This window comes from Polyangiaceae bacterium (genome assembly GCA_015075635.1).
Taxonomy (GTDB): Bacteria; Myxococcota_A; Polyangia; order Polyangiales; family Polyangiaceae; genus JADJKB01.
Window position 1 is genome coordinate 49,690 of record JABTUA010000001.1, and the last position, 18,862, is coordinate 68,551.

Annotated in this window: 16 protein-coding genes; 9 read left to right on the plus strand and 7 right to left on the minus strand. The window is 70.1% G+C overall.

Features of this window, described 5'->3' with window-relative positions:
- Positions 1–122: 122 nt before the first annotated feature.
- Positions 123–1,340, plus strand: coding sequence for a hypothetical protein (locus tag HS104_00210; protein ID MBE7478405.1), 1,218 nt, complete (start codon positions 123–125; stop codon positions 1,338–1,340).
- Entirely contained in the window at positions 1,337–2,098 is a 762-nt protein-coding gene (locus HS104_00215) for a hypothetical protein (protein MBE7478406.1), read from the plus strand. The genes HS104_00210 and HS104_00215 overlap by 4 nt, the downstream gene beginning before the upstream one ends.
- 25 nt (positions 2,099–2,123) lie before the next feature.
- On the opposite strand, the gene HS104_00220 is transcribed toward HS104_00215, so the two are convergent.
- The 5 genes from HS104_00220 to HS104_00240 all read right to left on the minus strand — a co-directional run bounded on the left by HS104_00220 (position 2,124) and on the right by HS104_00240 (position 7,711).
- The gene (locus HS104_00220; GenBank protein MBE7478407.1) at positions 2,124–2,897 is read right to left on the minus strand and encodes a hypothetical protein; all 774 of its coding nucleotides are present in this window, start codon (positions 2,895–2,897) and stop codon (positions 2,124–2,126) included.
- A gap of 405 nt (positions 2,898–3,302) precedes the next feature.
- Positions 3,303–4,454, minus strand: a complete 1,152-nt coding sequence (gene recA, locus HS104_00225; GenBank protein MBE7478408.1) for a recombinase RecA — start codon at positions 4,452–4,454, stop codon at positions 3,303–3,305.
- Between the two features lie 196 nt (positions 4,455–4,650).
- Complete coding sequence (locus HS104_00230) at positions 4,651–5,109, minus strand: hypothetical protein (GenBank protein ID MBE7478409.1); 459 nt, start codon at positions 5,107–5,109, stop codon at positions 4,651–4,653.
- A gap of 58 nt (positions 5,110–5,167) precedes the next feature.
- Positions 5,168–6,487 carry a protein kinase gene (locus tag HS104_00235; protein ID MBE7478410.1) on the minus strand — a complete coding sequence of 440 codons (1,320 nt, stop codon included), beginning with the start codon at positions 6,485–6,487 and terminating at the stop codon, positions 5,168–5,170.
- Positions 6,488–6,568: 81 nt separating this feature from the next.
- Positions 6,569–7,711 carry a hypothetical protein gene (locus HS104_00240; protein MBE7478411.1) on the minus strand — a complete coding sequence of 381 codons (1,143 nt, stop codon included), beginning with the start codon at positions 7,709–7,711 and terminating at the stop codon, positions 6,569–6,571.
- 155 nt (positions 7,712–7,866) lie between these two features.
- Between HS104_00240 and HS104_00245 the strand changes: the two genes are divergently transcribed.
- The 4 genes from HS104_00245 to HS104_00260 all read left to right on the plus strand — a co-directional run bounded on the left by HS104_00245 (position 7,867) and on the right by HS104_00260 (position 11,031).
- Positions 7,867–8,382 carry a hypothetical protein gene (locus HS104_00245; protein ID MBE7478412.1) on the plus strand — a complete coding sequence of 172 codons (516 nt, stop codon included), beginning with the start codon at positions 7,867–7,869 and terminating at the stop codon, positions 8,380–8,382.
- Positions 8,383–8,501: 119 nt separating this feature from the next.
- Positions 8,502–9,476, plus strand: a complete 975-nt coding sequence (locus HS104_00250) for a site-2 protease family protein (protein ID MBE7478413.1) — start codon at positions 8,502–8,504, stop codon at positions 9,474–9,476.
- The gene (locus HS104_00255; GenBank protein MBE7478414.1) at positions 9,473–10,276 is read left to right on the plus strand and encodes a UDP-3-O-acyl-N-acetylglucosamine deacetylase; all 804 of its coding nucleotides are present in this window, start codon (positions 9,473–9,475) and stop codon (positions 10,274–10,276) included. The genes HS104_00250 and HS104_00255 overlap by 4 nt, the downstream gene beginning before the upstream one ends.
- Before the next feature lie 38 nt (positions 10,277–10,314).
- The gene (locus tag HS104_00260; protein ID MBE7478415.1) at positions 10,315–11,031 is read left to right on the plus strand and encodes a hypothetical protein; all 717 of its coding nucleotides are present in this window, start codon (positions 10,315–10,317) and stop codon (positions 11,029–11,031) included.
- On the opposite strand, the gene HS104_00265 is transcribed toward HS104_00260, so the two are convergent.
- Together HS104_00265 and HS104_00270 are read right to left on the minus strand one after the other, a co-directional pair.
- A complete protein-coding gene (locus HS104_00265) occupies positions 10,994–12,565 on the minus strand; it encodes a hypothetical protein (protein MBE7478416.1) in 1,572 nt (523 codons plus the stop codon). The two genes, HS104_00260 and HS104_00265, sit on opposite strands and share 38 nt — an antisense overlap.
- 56 nt (positions 12,566–12,621) lie before the next feature.
- Positions 12,622–15,231: a DNA translocase FtsK gene (locus tag HS104_00270; protein MBE7478417.1), complete on the minus strand. Its 2,610-nt coding sequence runs from the start codon at positions 15,229–15,231 to the stop codon at positions 12,622–12,624.
- A gap of 257 nt (positions 15,232–15,488) precedes the next feature.
- Here HS104_00270 and HS104_00275 point away from each other — a divergent pair, with 257 nt between their 5' ends.
- From HS104_00275 to HS104_00285, 3 genes are all read left to right on the plus strand, one after another.
- Positions 15,489–17,027: a hypothetical protein gene (locus HS104_00275; GenBank protein MBE7478418.1), complete on the plus strand. Its 1,539-nt coding sequence runs from the start codon at positions 15,489–15,491 to the stop codon at positions 17,025–17,027.
- Positions 17,028–17,530: 503 nt separating this feature from the next.
- Positions 17,531–17,941 (plus strand): FHA domain-containing protein, encoded by a 411-nt coding sequence (locus tag HS104_00280; protein ID MBE7478419.1) that lies wholly within the window; start codon positions 17,531–17,533, stop codon positions 17,939–17,941.
- Between the two features lie 14 nt (positions 17,942–17,955).
- Positions 17,956–18,858: an NAD(P)-binding domain-containing protein gene (locus tag HS104_00285; GenBank protein ID MBE7478420.1), complete on the plus strand. Its 903-nt coding sequence runs from the start codon at positions 17,956–17,958 to the stop codon at positions 18,856–18,858.
- Positions 18,859–18,862: the final 4 nt, after the last annotated feature.

The window sequence follows — 18,862 nt, forward strand, 5'->3', positions numbered from 1 at the left end:
GTTTGGCAGCCCCGCCGGAGGCCGAGACAGCCTGTCCGGCAGCTTCCCCGAGCATCTACGGAAAAACCCGCGTGGCGTTCGGTTTGCAGCGTGGCACGCTGTGTGCTCAAAGGGGCACCGACATGGCTCTCAGGCGACACCGCTCTATGCAGAAGTGCCTGGTCTCGGCCGCGCTGCTGCTCGCGGCCAGCTCGACCGCGCTCGCGCAGACGGTGACGGTCAAGGAAGCCTATACGCGCAAGCTCGGCTTTCGCACCAGCGACAAGGAGCCCAACTGGATCAGCTACTCGGACTGCACGGGTGACGACGAGCTCTACTTCGAAACCACGCTGGTCAAGGCGGTCGGCTACTCGCTCGAGGTCTGGGTCGGCTCGAGCGCGGACTGCACTGCCTACGAGGCGCGGCTCGGCAGCTCGCCGACCTGCTGGCAGGTCTTCAAGACCAGCGCGCAGCTCGAGACGCAGAAGGTGACGATCCGCGCGCAAGACGTGATCGCGCAGAACAAGTCCACCGACGGGACCTGGGGTCAGGGCTCGGGCACGCTCGCGGACTGCGACGACAGCGGAGCCCCCAGCGACGGCCAGGCGGTCACTTTCTACTTCCTGCTCGTGGACGGCACGGGTCAGCCGGTGACCGTGGGCGCACCCGCCACGCGTCAGACCACCTACGATCTGGTCGGTCCCCCGGCGCCGGGCAACGTCAGCGCGGGCATCGGCGAGGACCTGCTCGTCGTGAGCTGGAGCGCCTCCACGGCCTCGGATTTGATCGGCTACCGGGTCTACTGCGATCCGAAGCCGGGCGCGCAGGCCCCGGCGAATTCGCCGATGGCCGACGCAGGCCTCGCCGGCGCCACGGCGACGGACGCCGCGACGGACGCTGCCAGCGGCGGCACCAGCGGCGACGCCGCCGCGGACGCGACCAGCGACGCCGCAGGGAGCGGAGGCGCCAGCGGCAGCGGAGGCAGCGGCGGCGGAGGCGGGAACCCGAACTGCCCGTCCGCCGCCCTCGTCCCGGGTGAGCGCCCCGACTCGGCCTACCAGTGCGGCTCGGTGACCAGCAAGACCGATACCAGCACCGAGGCCAAAGGGCTTCTGAACGGTGTCAACTACGCGGTCGCGGTGGCCGGCTTCGATCGCGTCGGCAATTCCGGCCCGCTCTCCTCCGTCGCCTGCGGCAGCCCTCAGCCCGTGGACGACTTCTTCGAGCTGTACCGGCGCGCCGGCGGCAAGGGCGGCGGGGGCTTCTGCGCCATCGGCGCCGATCCCAGCCCCGCGAGCCTCGCCCTCGCCGGGCTCGCGCTCGGCGCGTGGCTCGTTCGCCGGCGGAGGCGCCAGGGATGAAGCTCGGATCGTCCGCGGCGCTCGTGCTCGCCGCCTTCGCCTGGAGCGCGACCGCCACCGCGCAAGGCACCGACGAGCTCGGCCCCTACGGCGGGCTCGATCGGCGCCACCAGTTCGAGTCGCCGCAAAACGCTGCGTTCGAGCTGCGCTTCGGGCCATACCGCCCGGAGGTGGACTCCGAGTTCGGCGGCGCCAAGCCCTTCGACGACACCTTCGGCGGAGACAACCGCTACCTGATCGGCCTCGAGGTGGATTGGCAAGCGCTGCGCGTGCCGCACTTCGGCAGCTTCGGTCCGGGCTTCGGCTGGGGCTACACCCGCTCCAGCGCCGACGCCCTGTTGGCCGACGGCAGCGGCAACCGCTCCGCGCAGACGACCACGCTCAACGTCATGCCCATGTACCTGGTCGGCGTGCTGCGCGTGGATGTCCTCGCCAAGGAGACCTTCGTGCCGCTGGTGCCCTACGCGAAGGCGGGCTTCGGCTACGCCCTGTGGTGGTCGAGCGACGGCGACGGCACGGCGCACGGCGACGACGGCACGGCCGGGCGCGGCGCTTCCTACGGCATCCAGTGGGCGCTGGGCGGCATGCTGCTCCTGGACGTCATCGATCAGACCAGCGCGGTTGAGATGGACTCCACCACCGGCGTGAACAACAGCTATTTCTTCATGGAATGGTACCGCAGCCAGCTCGGCGCGAGCGGCGACCAGATGAACGTCGGGACCAACACCTGGATGCTGGGGTTGGCGCTCGAGATTTGAACGCCGCGCGAAGACAGCGAAACCCTCAGCGCGTCTTCAACAGCCGGTGGATGTGCCGGCGCTCCCAATCCATCGCGCGCTCGTAGTGCCGGAACTCGCGCTCGCGCCGCGTGAACTCGGCGGAGTGCAGGAGCGCGCGGCCGCCTTCCTTCACGCTCGGGACCACGTGGTGCAAGAGCTCGTGGTAGACGATGTACGAGACGAAGTAGCGGGGCACCCAGTCCTTGTCGATGGCGGGGTGGACCCGGATCAAGCGCTCCGTCGCGCTGTAGCTGCCGAGCTTGATCGTCTTTCGTGGCCCACCCGCCGGGTGCGTGTGCTTGCCCCAGGTGATGAGCACGTCCGGCGGGGCCGACGAGCCCAGGTAGCGCTGGCTGACCTCGGTCAGGATCGCGTAGAGGTCGTGGACGCGACCGCGGGGCCGGAGCGGCCCCCGCGCCGCCTGCACGGCTCGGATGCGATGGGCGTTCGACTCGATGAACGAGCCCACGATCTCGGAGGCGTCGCGGTCACCGTCCACCACGTAGCGAACCAGGGCGTCCACTACCCGCTCGGAGGCGTCCAGGAACATCATGTGAACCCGGACCTTGAGCACGCCGTTGACCTGAGTGCGGGTCACCATCCGGCGCCGGTTGTCGGTGACCGAGAGCTGAACCAGGCCGCCGAAGGCCAGGTTCAGGCGCCGCTCGAGGGCCTGGCGCGCCCCCTCGTGGACGAAGATCTGCGGTCCGGTTCCGCTGAAGCGCAGCGGCAGCTCGACTTGCTGCGGGTGTGGGATGCGCACCGCCGAGGGAGCCATGCGCGGCGCGTGCCCGACCGCCGGACGGCCCTTCGCGAGTCGCGCCGGAGCGACGATCCACGGAAAGCTCAGGGCACGACGGGCAGCCACAGATCACTCGGTAAGGGTCGCGATCCGATGCGTCAAGGAACGGAAGTTTGGTCTTTGATTTCGAGCAATTGCACGGGGCGACGGACCCCGATTGCAGAGTCGTCCTAAGTACGCGCCGGGCTTCGGGATCCGGTCTGCCGAGCGGTCAACTCGGCCCGGATTCGCGTCGAGCCGTCCCCGGGTCGTCCGGACCTTTTCAACGGGTTATCCACAGCCTGTGGACGCACGCGGTCCCGCGGGACAGCCGGGGATGAAGCCCGGCGGCGGCGCGGCCCGTACCGTCGCGCCACCGCCGGCGGGGACTCTGGAGAGCTCTCAGCTGGGGCGCTGCGCGACCGGGCGCTTCTGCGCGGGGCCGGGGGCCGCCTTGGAGCTGCCGTTGGCTCCCGCCTTCTCGTCGCCCTGGGTGTCGCCGCCGGCCGCGGCCGGTGCGTCGCCAATGAGCCGGCGCTTGACCCCGTGCAGCTCGAGCACCTTGGACTCGACCTTGGTCAAGAGCTCCGGGTGCTGCTCCAGGTAGGTCCGCGCCGTGTCGCGCCCCTGCCCGATGCGCTCGCCGTCGAGCGCGAACCAGGAGCCGCTCTTCTGCACGATGTTGGCGTCCGTGGCCATGTCGAGCACCTCCCCGGAGCGCGACACGCCCTGACCGTACAGGATGTCGAACTCGCACTCGCGGAACGGCGCCGCCATCTTGTTCTTCACGACCTTCACGCGGGTGCGGTTGCCGACCACCTGCATGTCCTTGCCGGGCTGGGTCGAGGCTTCCTTGATGGCGCCGATGCGGCGCACGTCGAGCCGCACCGAGGCGTAGAACTTGAGCGCGTTGCCGCCCGTGGTCGTCTCGGGGCTGCCGAACATGACCCCGATTTTCATGCGGATCTGGTTGGTGAAGAAGAACATGCAGTTCGAGCGCGACACCGAGCCGGTCAGCTTGCGCAACGCCTGGCTCATCAGCCGCGCCTGCAGTCCGACGTGGGAGTCGCCCATGTCGCCTTCGATCTCGGCCTTGGGCACCAGGGCCGCCACCGAGTCCACCACCACCAGGTCGACCGCGCCGGAGCGCACCAGCATCTCCCCGATCTCCAACGCCTGCTCGCCGTAGTCGGGCTGGCTCACGAGCAGCTCGTCGGTCTTCACGCCGAGCTTCTTGGCGTAGTTGATGTCGAGGGCGTGCTCGGCGTCGATGAAGGCCGCGACACCACCCGCGCGCTGCACGTTGGCGATGGCATGCAGGGTGAGGGTCGTCTTGCCGCTCGACTCCGGCCCGAAGATCTCCACGATGCGGCCGCGCGGATAGCCGCCGATGCCGAGCGCCACGTCGAGACCCAGCGAGCCCGTCGGGATCACGGTGACGTCGCCGCCGATGGTCTCGCCTTCCTTCAGACGCATGATGGCGCCCTTGCCGAACTCCTTCTCGACGCCGGCAATTGCGAGCTCGAGCGCCTTGCTCTTCTCTTTCTGGTCCATCATCACGCCTCCCGAAACCTGGTCTCTTCGAACACGACTCCGTGCGGTTGGGAGCCTGAAGACTCCCACCGACGGGTGGTCTCGGCACCGCGCCGAGCATCGATGTCCGACAGATACTGTGCGGCTGTTCAGATGTCAACTGATCGGCGCGCTCGGTCGGACGTTGCCTGTCCCGCGGCGCGAAATTCGCAGAAATTCAGGGCGAGCAGCTCTGCCCGTAGGCTGGCTCGGGGCACTTCAGGTAGGCGAGCAGCGTCGCCTTTTGCTCCGCCGAGAGCGGCTCCACCGGCCCGCCCTCGAGGTTTCCGCAGAACGTGCCACCCGCAGCGCAATACGGCATGAAGTCGCTCTTCACGGCCTTGTACGCCGTCTCGTAGAGCGGTCCTCCGTAGTCGCGGAGCAAGTCGTTCCAGGTCAATAGCGGGAAGGGCGCGCCGTTCTTCTGCGGCGTCTGGTGGCAGCGCTGGCAGCGGGCCGCGAGGATCTTCTCGATCCCGCAGGGCAGCTCCGCGCTCGGGTCGGGCTCCAGGTTGCAGCTCGACCCGGCGTCGGGGATCGGCCCTGGCCCCACCCGGTCGATCTCCGGATCGTGCTCGGCGCACGCGGCGAACCCCGCGAGAGCCGCCACCATCCAGAGCCGCATCCCGCGGAGCATGGGGCGACGCCTCGCACCTTGTCAACGGCGCGTCAGGAGCTGCCCATTGGGCGGGACGTCAGTAAGGGTTCTTGCGCGGCAGCGTGGCGAGCTTCGGAGTCGCATGACCGCGAGCCTGCTTGACGCCCAGCGCTCGGGCGGTGGCGCTCACCAGGTCTTCTTCGCCGGGGGTCGCCCCGCGAGCGGGCTCGCCAGGCTCCGGCGCGCGCTCCGGCTGCCGCGCCGGTTGCGCCGCCGCGATGCTCGGCTGCGGCTCGTGTCGGCGCGCCTCGGGCGGTTTGCTGGTCGCCAGCGCCACGCCGATGGCGAGACCCACGGCCGTGCCACCGATGGCGCCACCTGCCATGAGCCCTGCCGGTGGTGCGCGACGGGTGATGAACTGCCAGCAGCGCACGCCCATGGGGAACGCGCCGGCCGGCAGGCGCGCGCCGGAAGGTACGCTGCCGGCCACGACGCGCGGCGCGCTGAGCGACAGCCGGTCGGTGGCGCGGCGCTTCTGTCCGCCGACGCGGCTCGGGTGCGAGAGCCTTCGAGCCACGCTCTCCAGCCGCTCGGCGACCTCCAGCGCCGACTGCGTCCGTGCCTCGCGGTCCTTCACCAGGCAGCTCTCCGCCAGCTCGGCGAGCTCCGCGTCGAGCCGCGGCACCTTCTGCCCGAGCGGCGCGTGCGGGACGCTGACGATGGCCAGCATCAGCGCGTTGTAGTTCGCCGCGCGAAACGGCGGACGTCCGCTCGAGCACTCGTAGAGCAACACCCCCAGCGTCCACACGTCGGTGCGAGCGTCCACGCTCTCGGCCCCGCGCGCCTGCTCCGGGCTCATGTACGCGGGCGAGCCGAGCACGGCGCCGTTGCCGGTCTTGACCCGACCCCCGAGCCCCGGCGTCAGGATCTTGCTCACGCCGAAGTCCAAGATCTTGGGCAGCGGCTCGCCACCCTCGGCGTCGGTGGTCAAGAAGACGTTGGCCGTGGACAGGTCGCGGTGCACCACGCCCGCGCGGTGGGCCAGCTCCAGCGCCCGGGCGATCTGCGACAACAGCACGCAGGTGGTCAGGGCGTCGAGGCGACCCTCGCGCGCCAGACGCGACTCCAGGCTCTCTCCGGCCAAGAGCTCCATGACCAGGAACGGCTGCCCGTCGGGGGCGTGTCCCACGTCGAACACGTCCACGATGCTCGGGTGCCGCACCCGACTGGCGGCCTTGGCCTCCTGGAAGAAGCGGTCCATCGCCTCTCCGTTGTCGGCGAGCGCCGGCAGGATGAACTTCACGGCGAAGTCGCGCTGCGTGAGCACGTTGGTCGCCGCCCACACCTCCGCCATGCCCCCGGTCCCCAAGCGGCGAACGAGGCGGTACTTACCTGCGACCAGGTCTCCTGGCTTCACGCCCCGAATTTCATCGGAGCGGACGCCTCGCGGCCAACATCTCCGTGCGGGCGCAGGTGCGCCGAGCCCACGACGGCGGAGTCAGCCCTTCTTCACCGCGCCGGCCAGCTGCTGCTGCTGCTGCTGGAGGTACTGCGCGACGGCCCGCGAGCGCTCGATGGCGAACTGCTTCACCTCGCGGTTGGAGGAGCCGGCCAGCGCGTTCAAGAGCTTCGTCACCTTGTCGAGCTGGCGGGCCTGGAACAGGGCCTCGAAGTAGTTGTTGGCGAGGCGTACGTCGCCCATCATCGAGTTCTCGTGCTTCGAGAGCAGGCCGATCACCTCGTCCAGCTTGCCCGCCTGGCCGTACAGCGCGGAGAGCGAGATCAGCGCGAGAGAGTCCTTCTCGTTGCGCGCGACGGCCTTCTTGGCCAGCTCGAGCGCCTTGTCGCGCGTGCTCTCTTCACCCGAGTAGAAGCCCTGTAGCGCGACGTAGGGCGCCGCCGAACGCTTGTGCGTCTCGGCGTCCGCCAGCTTGGTCACGGCCTCGAGCGCCGCGTCCTCGTTCTCGTTCTCGCGCACGTGCGCGAACAGGTACGCCCAGGCGTCCACGCAGCCGCTGTCCACGGTGATGGCGCGCTCGATCCACTCGCGCTCGGCGGCCTTGTCGCCTTTGCCCTTCATCACCTTGGCCAGGTGCAACGCCGGGTAAGGGTTGTCGGCCGCCAGGTTCTGCGCGCCCTTCAGCGTGCCCTCGGCCTTGTCCCACTTCTCCTGCTGCATCTGCGCGACGCCGAGCCCGAGCCAGTCCTCCCCGGTGCCCCCGGAGGCGACGACCTTCGCGAGCACCTTCTCGGCGCGATCGAAGCGGTTGTACTTCATCAGCTCCTGCGCCAGCAGCCGTCCGCGGTTCAGGTCGTCCTTGTTCTCGCTCCAGTGCTTCTCGAGCCCCGAGAGCAGATCCTCGAGCCCGATGGCGATGGGGCGACCTTCCGCGTCCTGCACCTGAACGGCCGGGCCGTTGAAGCCGAGCAGCTTCCACATCTGCTCGAGCTCCATGGCAACGGGGCCCTTCTTGATCGACTCGACCAGCTCGTCCGTCGGCTTGGACAGAGGCAGCACGATCAAGGCGTTGCCCGGCACGCCGCCGGGGAACGCGCTCACCGGCGCGACGATGGCAGCGCCGCCTTGGAGCTGCAGGTTGGTGGGTTGTTCGCCGCCGCCGGGCAGATTGGGCTGAGTCATGGAAACACCTCTTTGGGGGCCCGCGCGCGCGCGAGCCGAGCCGCGGCAAACGCCGGCAGGCTCCCCGGTTCGGGGGGGCGGAAGCTAGCAGTGGGCGCCGTGCCGGGCAACGGGGCTCGACATCGCCGCCGGGTCCGGTAAGAACCAGGTTCGGGATGCGGAAAACGGCCGTCTTCACCTGCGCTCTGGCAACGACGCTCTCTGCGGTCGCGAGACCGGCGCACGCCGACGAGATGGTGATCAAGCAGCCGGGCCGCCACCCGGACTACAGCTTCGAGGCCGAGCCCCACGTCTTCTTCGGCTTCGACCCGCCCGGGGCGAAGGCCGGCAAGGGCTATGGTCCAGGCTTCCGCGGCACCATCGAGCTCGTCGACAACGGCTTCATCAAGAAGATCAACAACACCGTCGGCCTCGGCTTCGGCTTCGACTGGATCGCGTTCGAGAGCAAGCACCAAGCGGTCTGGGTGCCCATCGTCATGCAGTGGAACTTCTGGCTGAGCCGTAGCTGGAGCGTGTTCGGCGAGCCAGGCGGCGGGCTTTGGCTGGGCAACGCCAAGGGCGTCCGGCCGGCGATGTACGGGGGCGCGCGCTTCCACTTCAGCGACAAGATCGCGCTGACCGCGCGCGTCGGTTTCCCTGCCTTGAGCCTGGGAGCGTCCTTCGCGTTCTGAGCCTCCCCGCTGGAGAAATCCCCGAGCGCCCCGAGTCCCACATGGCAGGCCGAGGCCGGGGAGGCTATAGAAAAGCCTAGGTGACCATCCTCGTCAGCATTCTCGGCCTCGCCCTCCTGATGGTGATCCACGAAGGCGGCCACCTCCTCGCTGCACGCGCGTTCGGGATGCGCGTCATCCGCTTCAGCATCGGCTTCGGACCGGCGCTCTGGCGGCACCAGCCCAAAGGCAGCGACACGGTCTACCAGGTCGCGCTGATCCCGTTCTTGGCCTACGTGCAGATCGCGGGGATGAACCCGCTGGAGGAGGTCGATCCCGACGACAAGGGCAGCTACGCCAACGCCTCGTTGGTCGGACGCATCTCGGCCATCGTAGCCGGTCCGCTCGCCAACTACCTGTTCGCCTCGGTGTTCTTCTTCGTCGCGTTCCTGATCGGCGGCGAGGCTACGAAGGTGCAGGTGATGAAGGACGGAGCCGCCGAGCGCGCCGGACTCGCGAACGGAGACAAGGTGCTCAGCATCGACGGCACCAAGATCGAACGCTGGGAGCAGATCCCGGAGATGGTGCTGCCCCGCGCGAACAAGAAGATGAGCATCGTCGTCCAGCGCGGCGCCGAGCAGAAGACCATCGAGGTCGTGCCCGAGCCCAAGGCCAAGGGTGGCGGCGGGCAGATCGGCGTGCGGCCCGTCTCCGCGGTCCCTGCCCTGGGCGTGAAGGAGGCGGCCGTGGAGTCGATCGTCCACCCGGCGAAGGTGGTGGAGGCCCTGGTGGTCGGGCTCGGGCGCATGATCACCGGACGCGAAAAGCCCGAGGTGTCCGGCCCGGTCGGCATCGTCAAAGAGACGAGTCGGGCGGCGGAGCAGGGGCCCGCGGAGTACCTGTTCTTGCTCGGCCTGCTCAGCGCCTATCTCGGCGGCTTCAACCTCCTGCCTTTCCCGGCCCTCGACGGCGGCCGGCTCATGTTCCTCTCGTACGAGGCCGTGACGCGGCGGCGGCCGAACGCGAAGATCGAGGCACACGTCCACGCGGTTGGCCTCTTGATGCTGCTGGCGCTGATCGCGGTGGTCAGCGTCTTCGACATACGTGGCAAGTGAGCTACGTCGAGCTCCACGGGCGGGGCTTGCACACGGGCGCCCGCACGAGCGTACGCTTCGACGCGCGACCCGGGCCACTGCTCTTCCGTCTCGGACTCGACGAGGCCAGTCTCGAGGAGCTGGTGCTGGTCCGCGCCGATCATGGCGTGTGCCTTCGGAGCGACCACGGCGAGCACTGCGTGGATCTCTGCGAGCACCTGCTCTCGGCTTTGGCGGGCCTGTCGATCCGCAGCGGCCTGGTGGTCAGCTTGCCCGGACCGGAGGTGCCGCTGCTCGACGGTGGGGCGCTCGAGCTCGGGCGAGCGCTGGCGACGCTCGGCCTCCAGCGCAGGCCGCCCCGGCTCGCGGTCGCGCGGGACGCCGAGCTCAGCGACGGGGCCAGCCGCTACCGGTTCGAGCCGGGGGACACACCGGCGCTCGAGGTCGTCGTCGACTTCGGCGCAGGCCTTCTCCAGCGCGCGGAGCACGGCGCGAGCGCCGAGCGGTATCTGACCGAGATCGCTCCGGCCCGCACCTTCGGCTTCGAGAGCGACGGCGAGGTGTTGCGGAGCCACGGGCGCGCGCGCCACGTCGATCCTGCCGCGGTCGCGGTGCTGGACGCCGAGGGGCGCGTGCTGCCGCCGGCGGCCCCGCTCGGCAAAGACGAGCTCGCGCGGCACAAGCTGCTCGATCTGATGGGCGACCTCTACCTGTACGGCGGGCCGCCTCGCGGGCGGGTGCGCGCCGAGCGCCCCGGGCACGCGGCCACCCACCGCGTCGTCGCGGCGGCGCTCGGGTCCGGCGTTCTGGCGCGAGTCTGATCCCGCCAAGACTGCCCGGTCTGAGCCGCAAACTACAAATGACCCCGACGAGGCGCTACGATCGCTGGACCATGGCGCGGCGCGCTCTTGCCCTCTGTCTCGTCGCCTGCGCGCTCGTTGCGTGCTCGCAGCCGAAGGTGCCGCTCGCCGAGGGGCCCCGCGAGTACGCGCCGACTGACTACGAGATCGTGCTCGACCGCTGGACGCGCAGCGAAGAGCTGGTGACCGTCACCGAGATGGACAACGTGCTCAACGTCACCGCGACCTGGGAGTCGTGGGACTTCCGCTGGGCCTACGTAGTTCGCTACGCGGACGACTACCGCCTGACGGTGGACCAGCGGCGAGCGCTGCTGGAGCGCTCGCTGGCCGAGAGCCGCTCCTCGCACACGTTCTACGTCGCGCTCTACGCTCAGCGGCACAAGTGGGGCGACTTGAAGGCGGACAGCCCGGCGTGGATCGTGCGACTGATCGACGACCAAGGCAGCGAGACGGCGCCCATCGAGATCGAAGCGATCAAGAAGCCGGGCGCCATCGAGCGCACCTACTTCCCCTACACCACCCCCTGGCGCAGCGCGTATCGCATCCGCTTCCCCCGAGCGCGCTCGGACGGGCGCTCGACGATCTCGCCGAGCGCGCGCTGGATCGGCCTGCGCTTCGCCGGTGCGCAAGGCAACCAGGCGCTGGTCTGGGAGATCGAAGGGGGCTCCGAGCGGGCGGTCAGCCAGCGAGGATCTCGAGCAGCGGCGGTACACTGAGCATCAGCTCGTGCGCCGCGTGGCGCTCCGCGAACAGGAGCAGCGCGCCGCCGGCACCCGCCCGCGCGCCCATCGGCGCTTTGGACGCGGCCATCACGCTGGTCGCGAACAGAAACTCGCCGGGCCCGAGCTCGCCGACCACGTCCTCGCCGCTGGTCAGCTCGACCGTGCCACCGCCGACGATGAACATGCCGGGCACCGGCTTCTGCGCCTCCACGATCTGCTCGCCGCTCATCACGGTCCGCACGTCGCAGCGGCTCGTGACCATCTGCCGCAGCGTGTCGTCGAGCCGCTCGCCGAGCGGCCCCATGCTGGCGCCGGCCAAGGCCTGAAACCGATCGGCGACCAGCCTGAGCTCGTCCGCGACCCAGGGGCAGGCGGAGGTCGCGTGCTCGAGCGCTGCCCGGTCCCAGACCGCGATGCGCGTGTCGGTCTCACCGGCCACCACGCGCAGCGAGACGCTGTCCTCGAGCGTGCCGTGCGTGAACACGACCTCGCCGACCTGAGCGAAGGCGCAGGCCACGTCGGCGATCGAGGGCATGATGCTCGCCCAACCTTCGATGACCAGGGCGACCGCGAACGCGCTCACCTCTTCGTCCACGTCCAGAGTTTCGACGCGCGCGGTCCGCACGAGCTCGGCCTGCCCCTCGGGGGGCAAGTCCTGTAGGCCCGCCACGTCTGCGAGCTTCACGCCGCCGATGCGGGGCTCGTCCTCCGGGCCAGCGGGCTCGGTGGTGGCGGGCGCGAGCTCCGCCGGCGCGGTGGGACCCGCAGCGGCCGCCAGGAGCGCCGCGATGTCCGGCTCGCCGCCCTCCGGCGGAAGCTCCGAGAACGGCGGCGGCGCTGGCACCGAAGGCGCCGCGTCCAGGTGCGACAGGTCGCCGATGATGTCTGCTTCGGTCGCCGACACCGTCGGCATGGAGTCCGGCACGACCTCGGGCTCGTGGGGGGCGGGCACGACCGTCTGCGCCTCGAACACCTGCGCCGGCACGTCGAGGCGCGCGGCACCCGGTGGACCCGGCAGGTTCGGCGGCGGAGGTGCGGAGGTCGCTTTGGGCAACGACGAAGGCGGCGGCGGCGGCCTCACCCGGCGCTTCTTCGGCTCGGCCGGCGTGGTCGGGAGCGCCACCGGCGGCGGCGGCGGCGGCGTGGCGGGCGGCAGCAGGTTGGCCGGCGACACGATGTCGGTGCTCTCGTTCTCGTCGTCGAACTCGATGTCGATGCTCTGGCGTCCGGTCTGCACCGTGGTGTCGAGCAGATCGTCGACGGCGCCGGAGTCGTCGACTGGCGGCGGCGGCGACGAGAACACGTCCGCGACGATGCGCTCCTCGACACCGGCGATCAGCGCGTTGAGCTCCATCGCCCGGGGGACGTGACCAACCTCCATGGCGGACTCCACCGCGCGGCGCAGCCACAGCACCGCGTCGGGCTTGGCCCCCCGGCGCCACTGCACAGCAGCCGTTTGGAGCGCCCACGCGACGTCGTCGTCGTCGTTTTCGAGCGGCAGCGGGATGACGTCGTCCGGCGCGGACATCTATTGGCTCGGAATCATAGGCCGAGCGCGCCGCCGCCGGCAAAACCCGGGCAATTTCAGGGCGGAGGCATCAGGATCTCGCGATCCTTCGCCCCGTTCGGCGGCCCAACCAGCCCGCGGCGCTCCATCATCTCCACCATCTTCGCCGCCCGGTTGTAGCCGATGGTCATCTTGCGCTGAAGCCAGGAGGTCGAGCAGCGGCGCGTCTCTTGCACGATGCTCACTGCTTCGTCGAAGCGCGAATCGAGCTGCTCGTCGGCGTCGGCGACCTCGTCCGGTTCGTCGGCAGCCGCGAGGATCTCTTCATGGTAGTTCGGCGTGCCCTGCTTGCGCACGAAGTCGGTGAGCGCCGCGACCTCCTCCTCGCTCACGAACGGGCACTGCACGCGTCGCGTCTCCGTCGAGCCGTTGAGCTTGACCAGCATGTCGCCCTTGCCGAGCAGGAGCTCCGCGCCCTGCTCGTCGAGAATGGTGCGGCTGTCCACTTTTTGCGCGACCCGGAAGCCTATCCTCGAGGGGAAGTTCGCCTTGATCATGCCGGTGATGACGTCCACGCTCGGGCGCTGCGTCGCCAGCACCACGTGCATGCCGGCGGCGCGCGCCTTCTGCGCCAGGCGCGCGACGCTCACCTCGACCTCCTTGCCCTGCTGCATCATCAGATCGGCGAACTCGTCCACCACGATCACGATGTACGGCAGCGCGTGGGGCAGCTGCTTGCCGTCGGAGCCGTCCTTGGCCGTGGGCACGCTGACCATCGAGCCGTCCGGCGCCAGCGCCTCGACGACCTCCGGAGCGGGCGCGGGCACCTCGCCGGACACGACGCGCTTCACCCAGGCGTTGTAGGTCGCGATGTTCTTGGTGCCGGCGTTGGCGAAGAGCTGGTAGCGGCGCTCCATCTCGTCCACCGCCCACTTCAGTGCGGTCGCCGCCTTCTTCATGTCGGTGACCACGGGCAAGAGCATGTGCGGGATGCCGTCGAAGGGCGCCAGCTCCACCACCTTCGGATCCACCATCAGGAAGCGCAGCTCCTCCGGGGTGCGGCAGAAGAGCAGGCTCGACAGCATCACGTTCAGGCCGACGCTCTTTCCGGCGCCCGTCGCGCCGGCGACGATCACGTGGGGCATCGAGGCCAGGTCCGCGTAGAAGGGCACGCCGACGATGTCGCGGCCCAGAACGACGGGCAGCGGGGCCTTCTCTGCCAGCTTGGCGAAGTGCTTGTCCTCGATCAGCTCCCGCAGGTTGACGGGGATGCGCTCGTCGTTGGGGATCTCGAAGCCGATGCGGTTCTTGCCGGGGATGGGCGCCACGATGCGCACGGTCCGCGACAAACCGAGCGCCAGGTCGTCGGCCAGGCTCGCGACCTTGCTCACCTTCGTTCCGGCCTCGGGCGCCACCTCGTACATGGTCACCGTCGGCCCCGGGTGGACCTCCTCGACGCGCGCCGAGACCCCGTAGTCCGCCAGCGTCTTCTCGAGCAGCGCTGCGTTCTGGCGAATGTGCTCGCGATCGACGTCGCTCTGCACGTGAGACGACGGCGCGAGGAGCTCCGGCGACGGGAACGCGTAGCCGTGCACGCTCGCCGGCGCCGGACCGTCCCCACGCTTGACGACCTGCGCCTGCTTGGTCTCGACGATGCGCAGCTCGGGGACCTTCTTCTTCGGCCGCTTCTCCACGGGCGGAGGCGGCAGCGACTCCGCCGCCGGCTCGGGCTCCGCCGCCTCGAAGGCCAGCGACGCGAGCTCCGGAGTGGGCGTGGCCGGCGGAGGCGGAGCCGGTGGCGCCGACATCGGCTCTTCCACCGGTGCGAGCAGGGCCTCCGCGGGGCCCCCGACGGACCCGCGGCGCAGCGCGGTGGACACCGCGATCGGTGGAGTCCCGGTGGTCTCCGGCGGCAGGAACGCGTCGTCGTCGGCGAGCTGCGCGATGATCGCCTCGTCGGTCTCGTGCGAGGTGATCTGCGGTGCCGCGGCCTCGCGCTGCTGCGCGCGCTCTTCCTTGCGTAGCTCGTGCGCCTCGACCCAGGCCCGGCTCAAGCGCATCGAGACACCCTGCGCGCGGCCCACCGCTTTGGAGAGCAGCTCCATCACGCGCTGGACCAGCGCGATGAACGAGAAGCTGCTGCGCCCGATCAGGATCAGGCCGACGATGGTCCCCCCGACGAGGAAGGAGCCGACGCCGGAGAACAGCCCGCGGCCGAGCTCGCCGAAGACCAAGCCGACGTTGCCGCCCGAGGGCACTCGCCCGAACACCAACAGCTCCGGCGCGGCGACCCGGGTGAGCGACGCCAGCACGATCGCGAGCACGAGGTCTCCGGCCACCCGGAGGCTGGCGGACCCGATGTCCTTCCGTCGAAGGAGCGGGAGGCCGATGAGGGCGATCTCGAGGGGCACCAGCCACGCCACGATGCCGAAGGCCCGCACCAGGACGCTGGCCACGAGGGCTCCGACCGGCCCGACCCAGTCGGGTCCGGTGACCGTGGGGTCCGACGGGTCGAGGCGGAAGCTGCCGAGCGCCAGGCACAGGAAGCACGACACCGCGAACAGGAGCAACGCGGCGGCCTCGCGGCCGCGGCCCTCGGCGCGGATCTCGCCGCTCGCGGGCGCGGGCAGCGCCTGGGCGGGCTCGGCCGCCACCTGCCGGCGCGGCGAAAAGGGTCTGGCGCCCATGTGCGCTAATGACCTACATCAGCTTCCCGGGCTGGGAAAAAAAGCTGCGAGGGGGCCAGCACGGAGCTTCCGTTCAGGTCGGCTGGCCTGAGCGAAAGCAGCGGCTCGCTTGAGACATTCGGCGGCGACCCTGTACTATCCTCGCTCTTCGTTCGGCAGCGATGCGGGCGGGCCCTCGAATGGCAAGGTACGCGAAAACGAAAAGGTTCTTCCGGGCGGCGACCCTCGGCGTGACGATCGGGATTGGCTCGGCCTCGGTGGGGTGCCGAACCACGAACGACGACATCGACCGATGGACGACCACGGCGCAGGGTCCGCGAAAGCTCGTCGCGGTGCTCACGCACGACAAGTACCCCACCGAGCTTCGCGTCGAGGCCGCGATGGGCATGGTGCGCATGAAGGCGCGCGGTGGCCGCCGCATCGGCATCTTGGGGCAAGACGACCAGCCGGGCTTGGTCGGCGCGCTCGAGTCTCTGCCGCCGGCGAGTCGCGAGAAGATCGTGACTCGGATGGTGCCGAAGCTCGAAGAGGAGATGAAGAAGGCGCCGCCCAAGGCACAAGCCGGACAGCCGGCGCCCGCCGATCCGAGCTTCGAGTTCAAGGACGCTGCGTTCGCTCTGCTCACGCACAACGAGGGCGTGTTGATGCAGAACGACGAGAACAAGAAGCGCCTGCGCGCGGCGTTGGCCGAATGGTCGATGACCAACTTCGCCGAGCGGCTCGAGGAGTCGTCGCAGCTCTACGGCGTCGAGCAGGTGCTGCGCGAGCTGGGCGCGGAAGGCGTCGTGCGCCTGCCGGAGCAGATGGTGCCCGGCGCGAAGAAGCTCGATCGCATGGCCGATCTGGTCTCTGAGATCGGCGACACGAAGACGAAAGAGGCAGCGAGCCAGGCGCTCGTGGTGGTGGCCAAGGACATCGCCTCCGACCACTGGATCAAGCAGAAAGAGCCCCTGGTCGACGCGGCGAACAAAGCCAGCAAGCTGAACCCCACGCCGGAGCAGTTCAAGGCGCAGCTGGACCAGTACCAGGAGGAGGAGCTGCTCCGCGTCTTCGCCTCCATGAAGAAGGTCGGGCAGGCGCCGGCGGTGGACTTCCTGCTCGACTTCGCCAAGACCGACAAGAACGAGAAGCGTCGCGCGGCAGCCCTGGCGGCCCTCGAAGGCAACCTGGACAAGAACAAGCCGAACCACGTCGCGACCATCCTCGACATCGCCGCGGGAACCGACACCCCGGACACGGTGCGGGACCTGGCGCTCAAGCGCGTGGGCGAGCTGCCGCGCAAGCTGGTGGTCGATCGGCTGTACGGGCTCTTCTCCAACGACAACTGGAAGATCCGCTGGGTCGCCGCGGAGCTGGTGCTCAAGATGAGCGAGACGTCCCAGCTCGGCGAGTTCATGGGCAAGCTCGGAGCCGTGCGCCACATGGCCATCACCGAGCCGCTGCGCTACGGCGCGTTGATCGGCGAGATGAAGGGGAAGGACAAGCCCGAGAGCCTGGTCGCCAAGTACATGGAGCGCAACCAGGCCACTCCGGTGCGCCTCAGCGCCCTGGGCTACTACTACGAGTGGGGCGGCAAGCCCGACCTCGGCAAGGTCGAAGGGCTCATCGGCGACCGGGACAAGGTGCCAGGCTGCAAGGAAGGCGCCGCCGACTGCGAGTGGCAGTGCGCCGTGGGCGAAGGCAAGAGCCAGGAAATCAAGGACGTCAAGACCGTCGGGGAGTTCGTCCAGTACTGCGTGAAGCCGGCGATGGAGAAGCGCCCGGTGGGCAAGAAGGACGAGACCAAGGGCAAGTGATGGAATCGTCGGACCCGAACAAGAAGGCTCCGCGCACGTTTCAGTGTCGGGAGTCGCTCTGGCAGAAGTTCGAACAAATGGCCCGCGAGCTCGAGTGCTCGGTGGACTACCTGATCAACGACGCGATGAAGCAGTACGCGCGGCAGCGCGGCTACAGCAGCACCGCGGTCCCGGCGACGATGGGCGCCCCGCCCCCGCCTCCGCCACCCCGCCCGCTGGCGGTCCCCCCCTACCCGGCGGGCAATCGGCGCGCCCCTCGGTCGCGCCGACGCCGCCGCCCCCGCCGCCGGTTCCCCCCCAGGCTCGCGCCTCTGTCCCGCCGCCGCCTCCCCCGCCGCGCGGAGCGTTCCCCTCCACGGCGGGCGCGCCGCCGCCTCCTCCTCCGCCAACCAGCGGCTCGGTGGCCCGCCGTGCGCCGGGACCGCCGCCGCCGCCAGGACCGCCCCCGATGCCGCCCGGCCCGCCGCCGCCGCCGCCCGGTCCACCGCAGCAACACTTCCGCGGTGGACCGCCGCCGCCCCCCGCCGCCGCCCGGCCCGCCTTCGATGGGCCGAGGCGCCGCGCCGCCGCCGCCGCCGCCCATGCCGCGCTCGGCGCCGCCGCCGCCCCCGGCACCGCCGGCCGCGCAGTCCTACGGCACGCTCAACATCTACTACGCGGGTGAACGTTTCCCGATCACCAAGGACCGCTTCATCATCGGTCGCGGCAAGCAGTCGAGCGATCTCACCATCAAGGACCCGAACGTGTCGCGCCAGCACGCGATGGTCGAGTACTTGAACGGCCAGTACTACATCGTGGACATGGGCTCGACCAACGGCGTCGAGTACAACGGCCAGCGCGTGCAGCGCAAAGTGATCAACGACGGCGACCAGTTCAAGGTCTGCGACCACGAGCTCCGCTTCAGCTACGCCTGACGGAAGGGCGGCGCGTGCACGTCGCGATCATCGGCGCCGGCGCACTGGGGCGCGTGTACGGCGTCCACCTGGCCGACGCCGGCGAGCGCGTGAGCTTCGTCGTGCGTGCCGCGCGCACGAGCGAGACCGGCGCGTTCGTGATCGAACGCCGCAACGGCGACCGGCGGCGGCGGCGGGTTTCGGCGCCGGAGCGTCGCGCCGAGATACCCACGGACGCGGACGTCGTGCTCCTGGCGGTGCGGGTGGATCAGCTGGACGCGAGCATCGAGCGCCTGCTCCGCGCGGGGCCTCGGGTCCCGCTGATCTCGCTCACGCCGCTCCTGCCGCTGACGCTCGCGCGGGTGAGCGGCTGGGTGGACGGCCGCGTCTGGGTCGCCATGCCGACGTTGGCGGCGAGCGCGCTTCCCGACGGCACCGCCGAGTACTGGGCGTTCCGCGCCTCGCCCAGCCTGTTCGAGGCAGGCGCGCCGGAGACCGCCGCGTTGGTCGCGGCGCTCCGGCGCTCGGGCTTGCCCGCCCGCCTCTCGCGGGACGTGCGGCAGAAGAACCCGGCGACGACCCTGGCCTTCTTCCCCATCTCGGTGGCGGTGAGCCGTGCCGGCGGGGTCGAGCAGCTCCTTCGCGACGAAGCCCTCGCCGAGCTGGGCGCTCGCGCGGCCCGCGAGGCGTTCGTGCTCGCGCGGCGCATCGGCAGCATCGACGCCCCCCTGGGCCTGGTGCTCCGCGCGGTCACCCCGCGCACGCTGCGCGCCGCGTTCGCGCTGCTCGGCAAGGTGCTGCCCCAAGCGACCGAGTTCGTGGACTCGCACTTCGGCGACAAGCTCGGCGAGCAGCACCGCGTACTGGGGGCTGAAATCCTGGAGCTCGGCCGCCGCGAGGGCGTTCCGCTGCCGAGCCTCGAGCGGCTCTTGGGCTGAAACT

Excerpts from the sequence above, each read along its gene's own strand:
- HS104_00210 (MBE7478405.1), top strand. The coding sequence starts at position 123 with ATGGCTCTCAGGCGACACCGCTCTATGCAGAAGTGCCTGGTCTCGGCC.
- HS104_00215 (MBE7478406.1), top strand. The coding sequence starts at position 1,337 with ATGAAGCTCGGATCGTCCGCGGCGCTCGTGCTCGCCGCCTTCGCCTGG.
- HS104_00220 (MBE7478407.1), bottom strand. The coding sequence starts at position 2,897 with ATGGCTCCCTCGGCGGTGCGCATCCCACACCCGCAGCAAGTCGAGCTG.
- recA (MBE7478408.1), bottom strand. The coding sequence starts at position 4,454 with ATGGACCAGAAAGAGAAGAGCAAGGCGCTCGAGCTCGCAATTGCCGGC.
- HS104_00230 (MBE7478409.1), bottom strand. The coding sequence starts at position 5,109 with ATGCTCCGCGGGATGCGGCTCTGGATGGTGGCGGCTCTCGCGGGGTTC.
- HS104_00240 (MBE7478411.1), bottom strand. The coding sequence starts at position 7,711 with ATGACTCAGCCCAATCTGCCCGGCGGCGGCGAACAACCCACCAACCTG.
- HS104_00245 (MBE7478412.1), top strand. The coding sequence starts at position 7,867 with ATGCGGAAAACGGCCGTCTTCACCTGCGCTCTGGCAACGACGCTCTCT.
- HS104_00250 (MBE7478413.1), top strand. The coding sequence starts at position 8,502 with ATGGTGATCCACGAAGGCGGCCACCTCCTCGCTGCACGCGCGTTCGGG.
- HS104_00260 (MBE7478415.1), top strand. The coding sequence starts at position 10,315 with ATGACCCCGACGAGGCGCTACGATCGCTGGACCATGGCGCGGCGCGCT.
- HS104_00265 (MBE7478416.1), bottom strand. The coding sequence starts at position 12,565 with ATGTCCGCGCCGGACGACGTCATCCCGCTGCCGCTCGAAAACGACGAC.
- HS104_00270 (MBE7478417.1), bottom strand. The coding sequence starts at position 15,231 with ATGGGCGCCAGACCCTTTTCGCCGCGCCGGCAGGTGGCGGCCGAGCCC.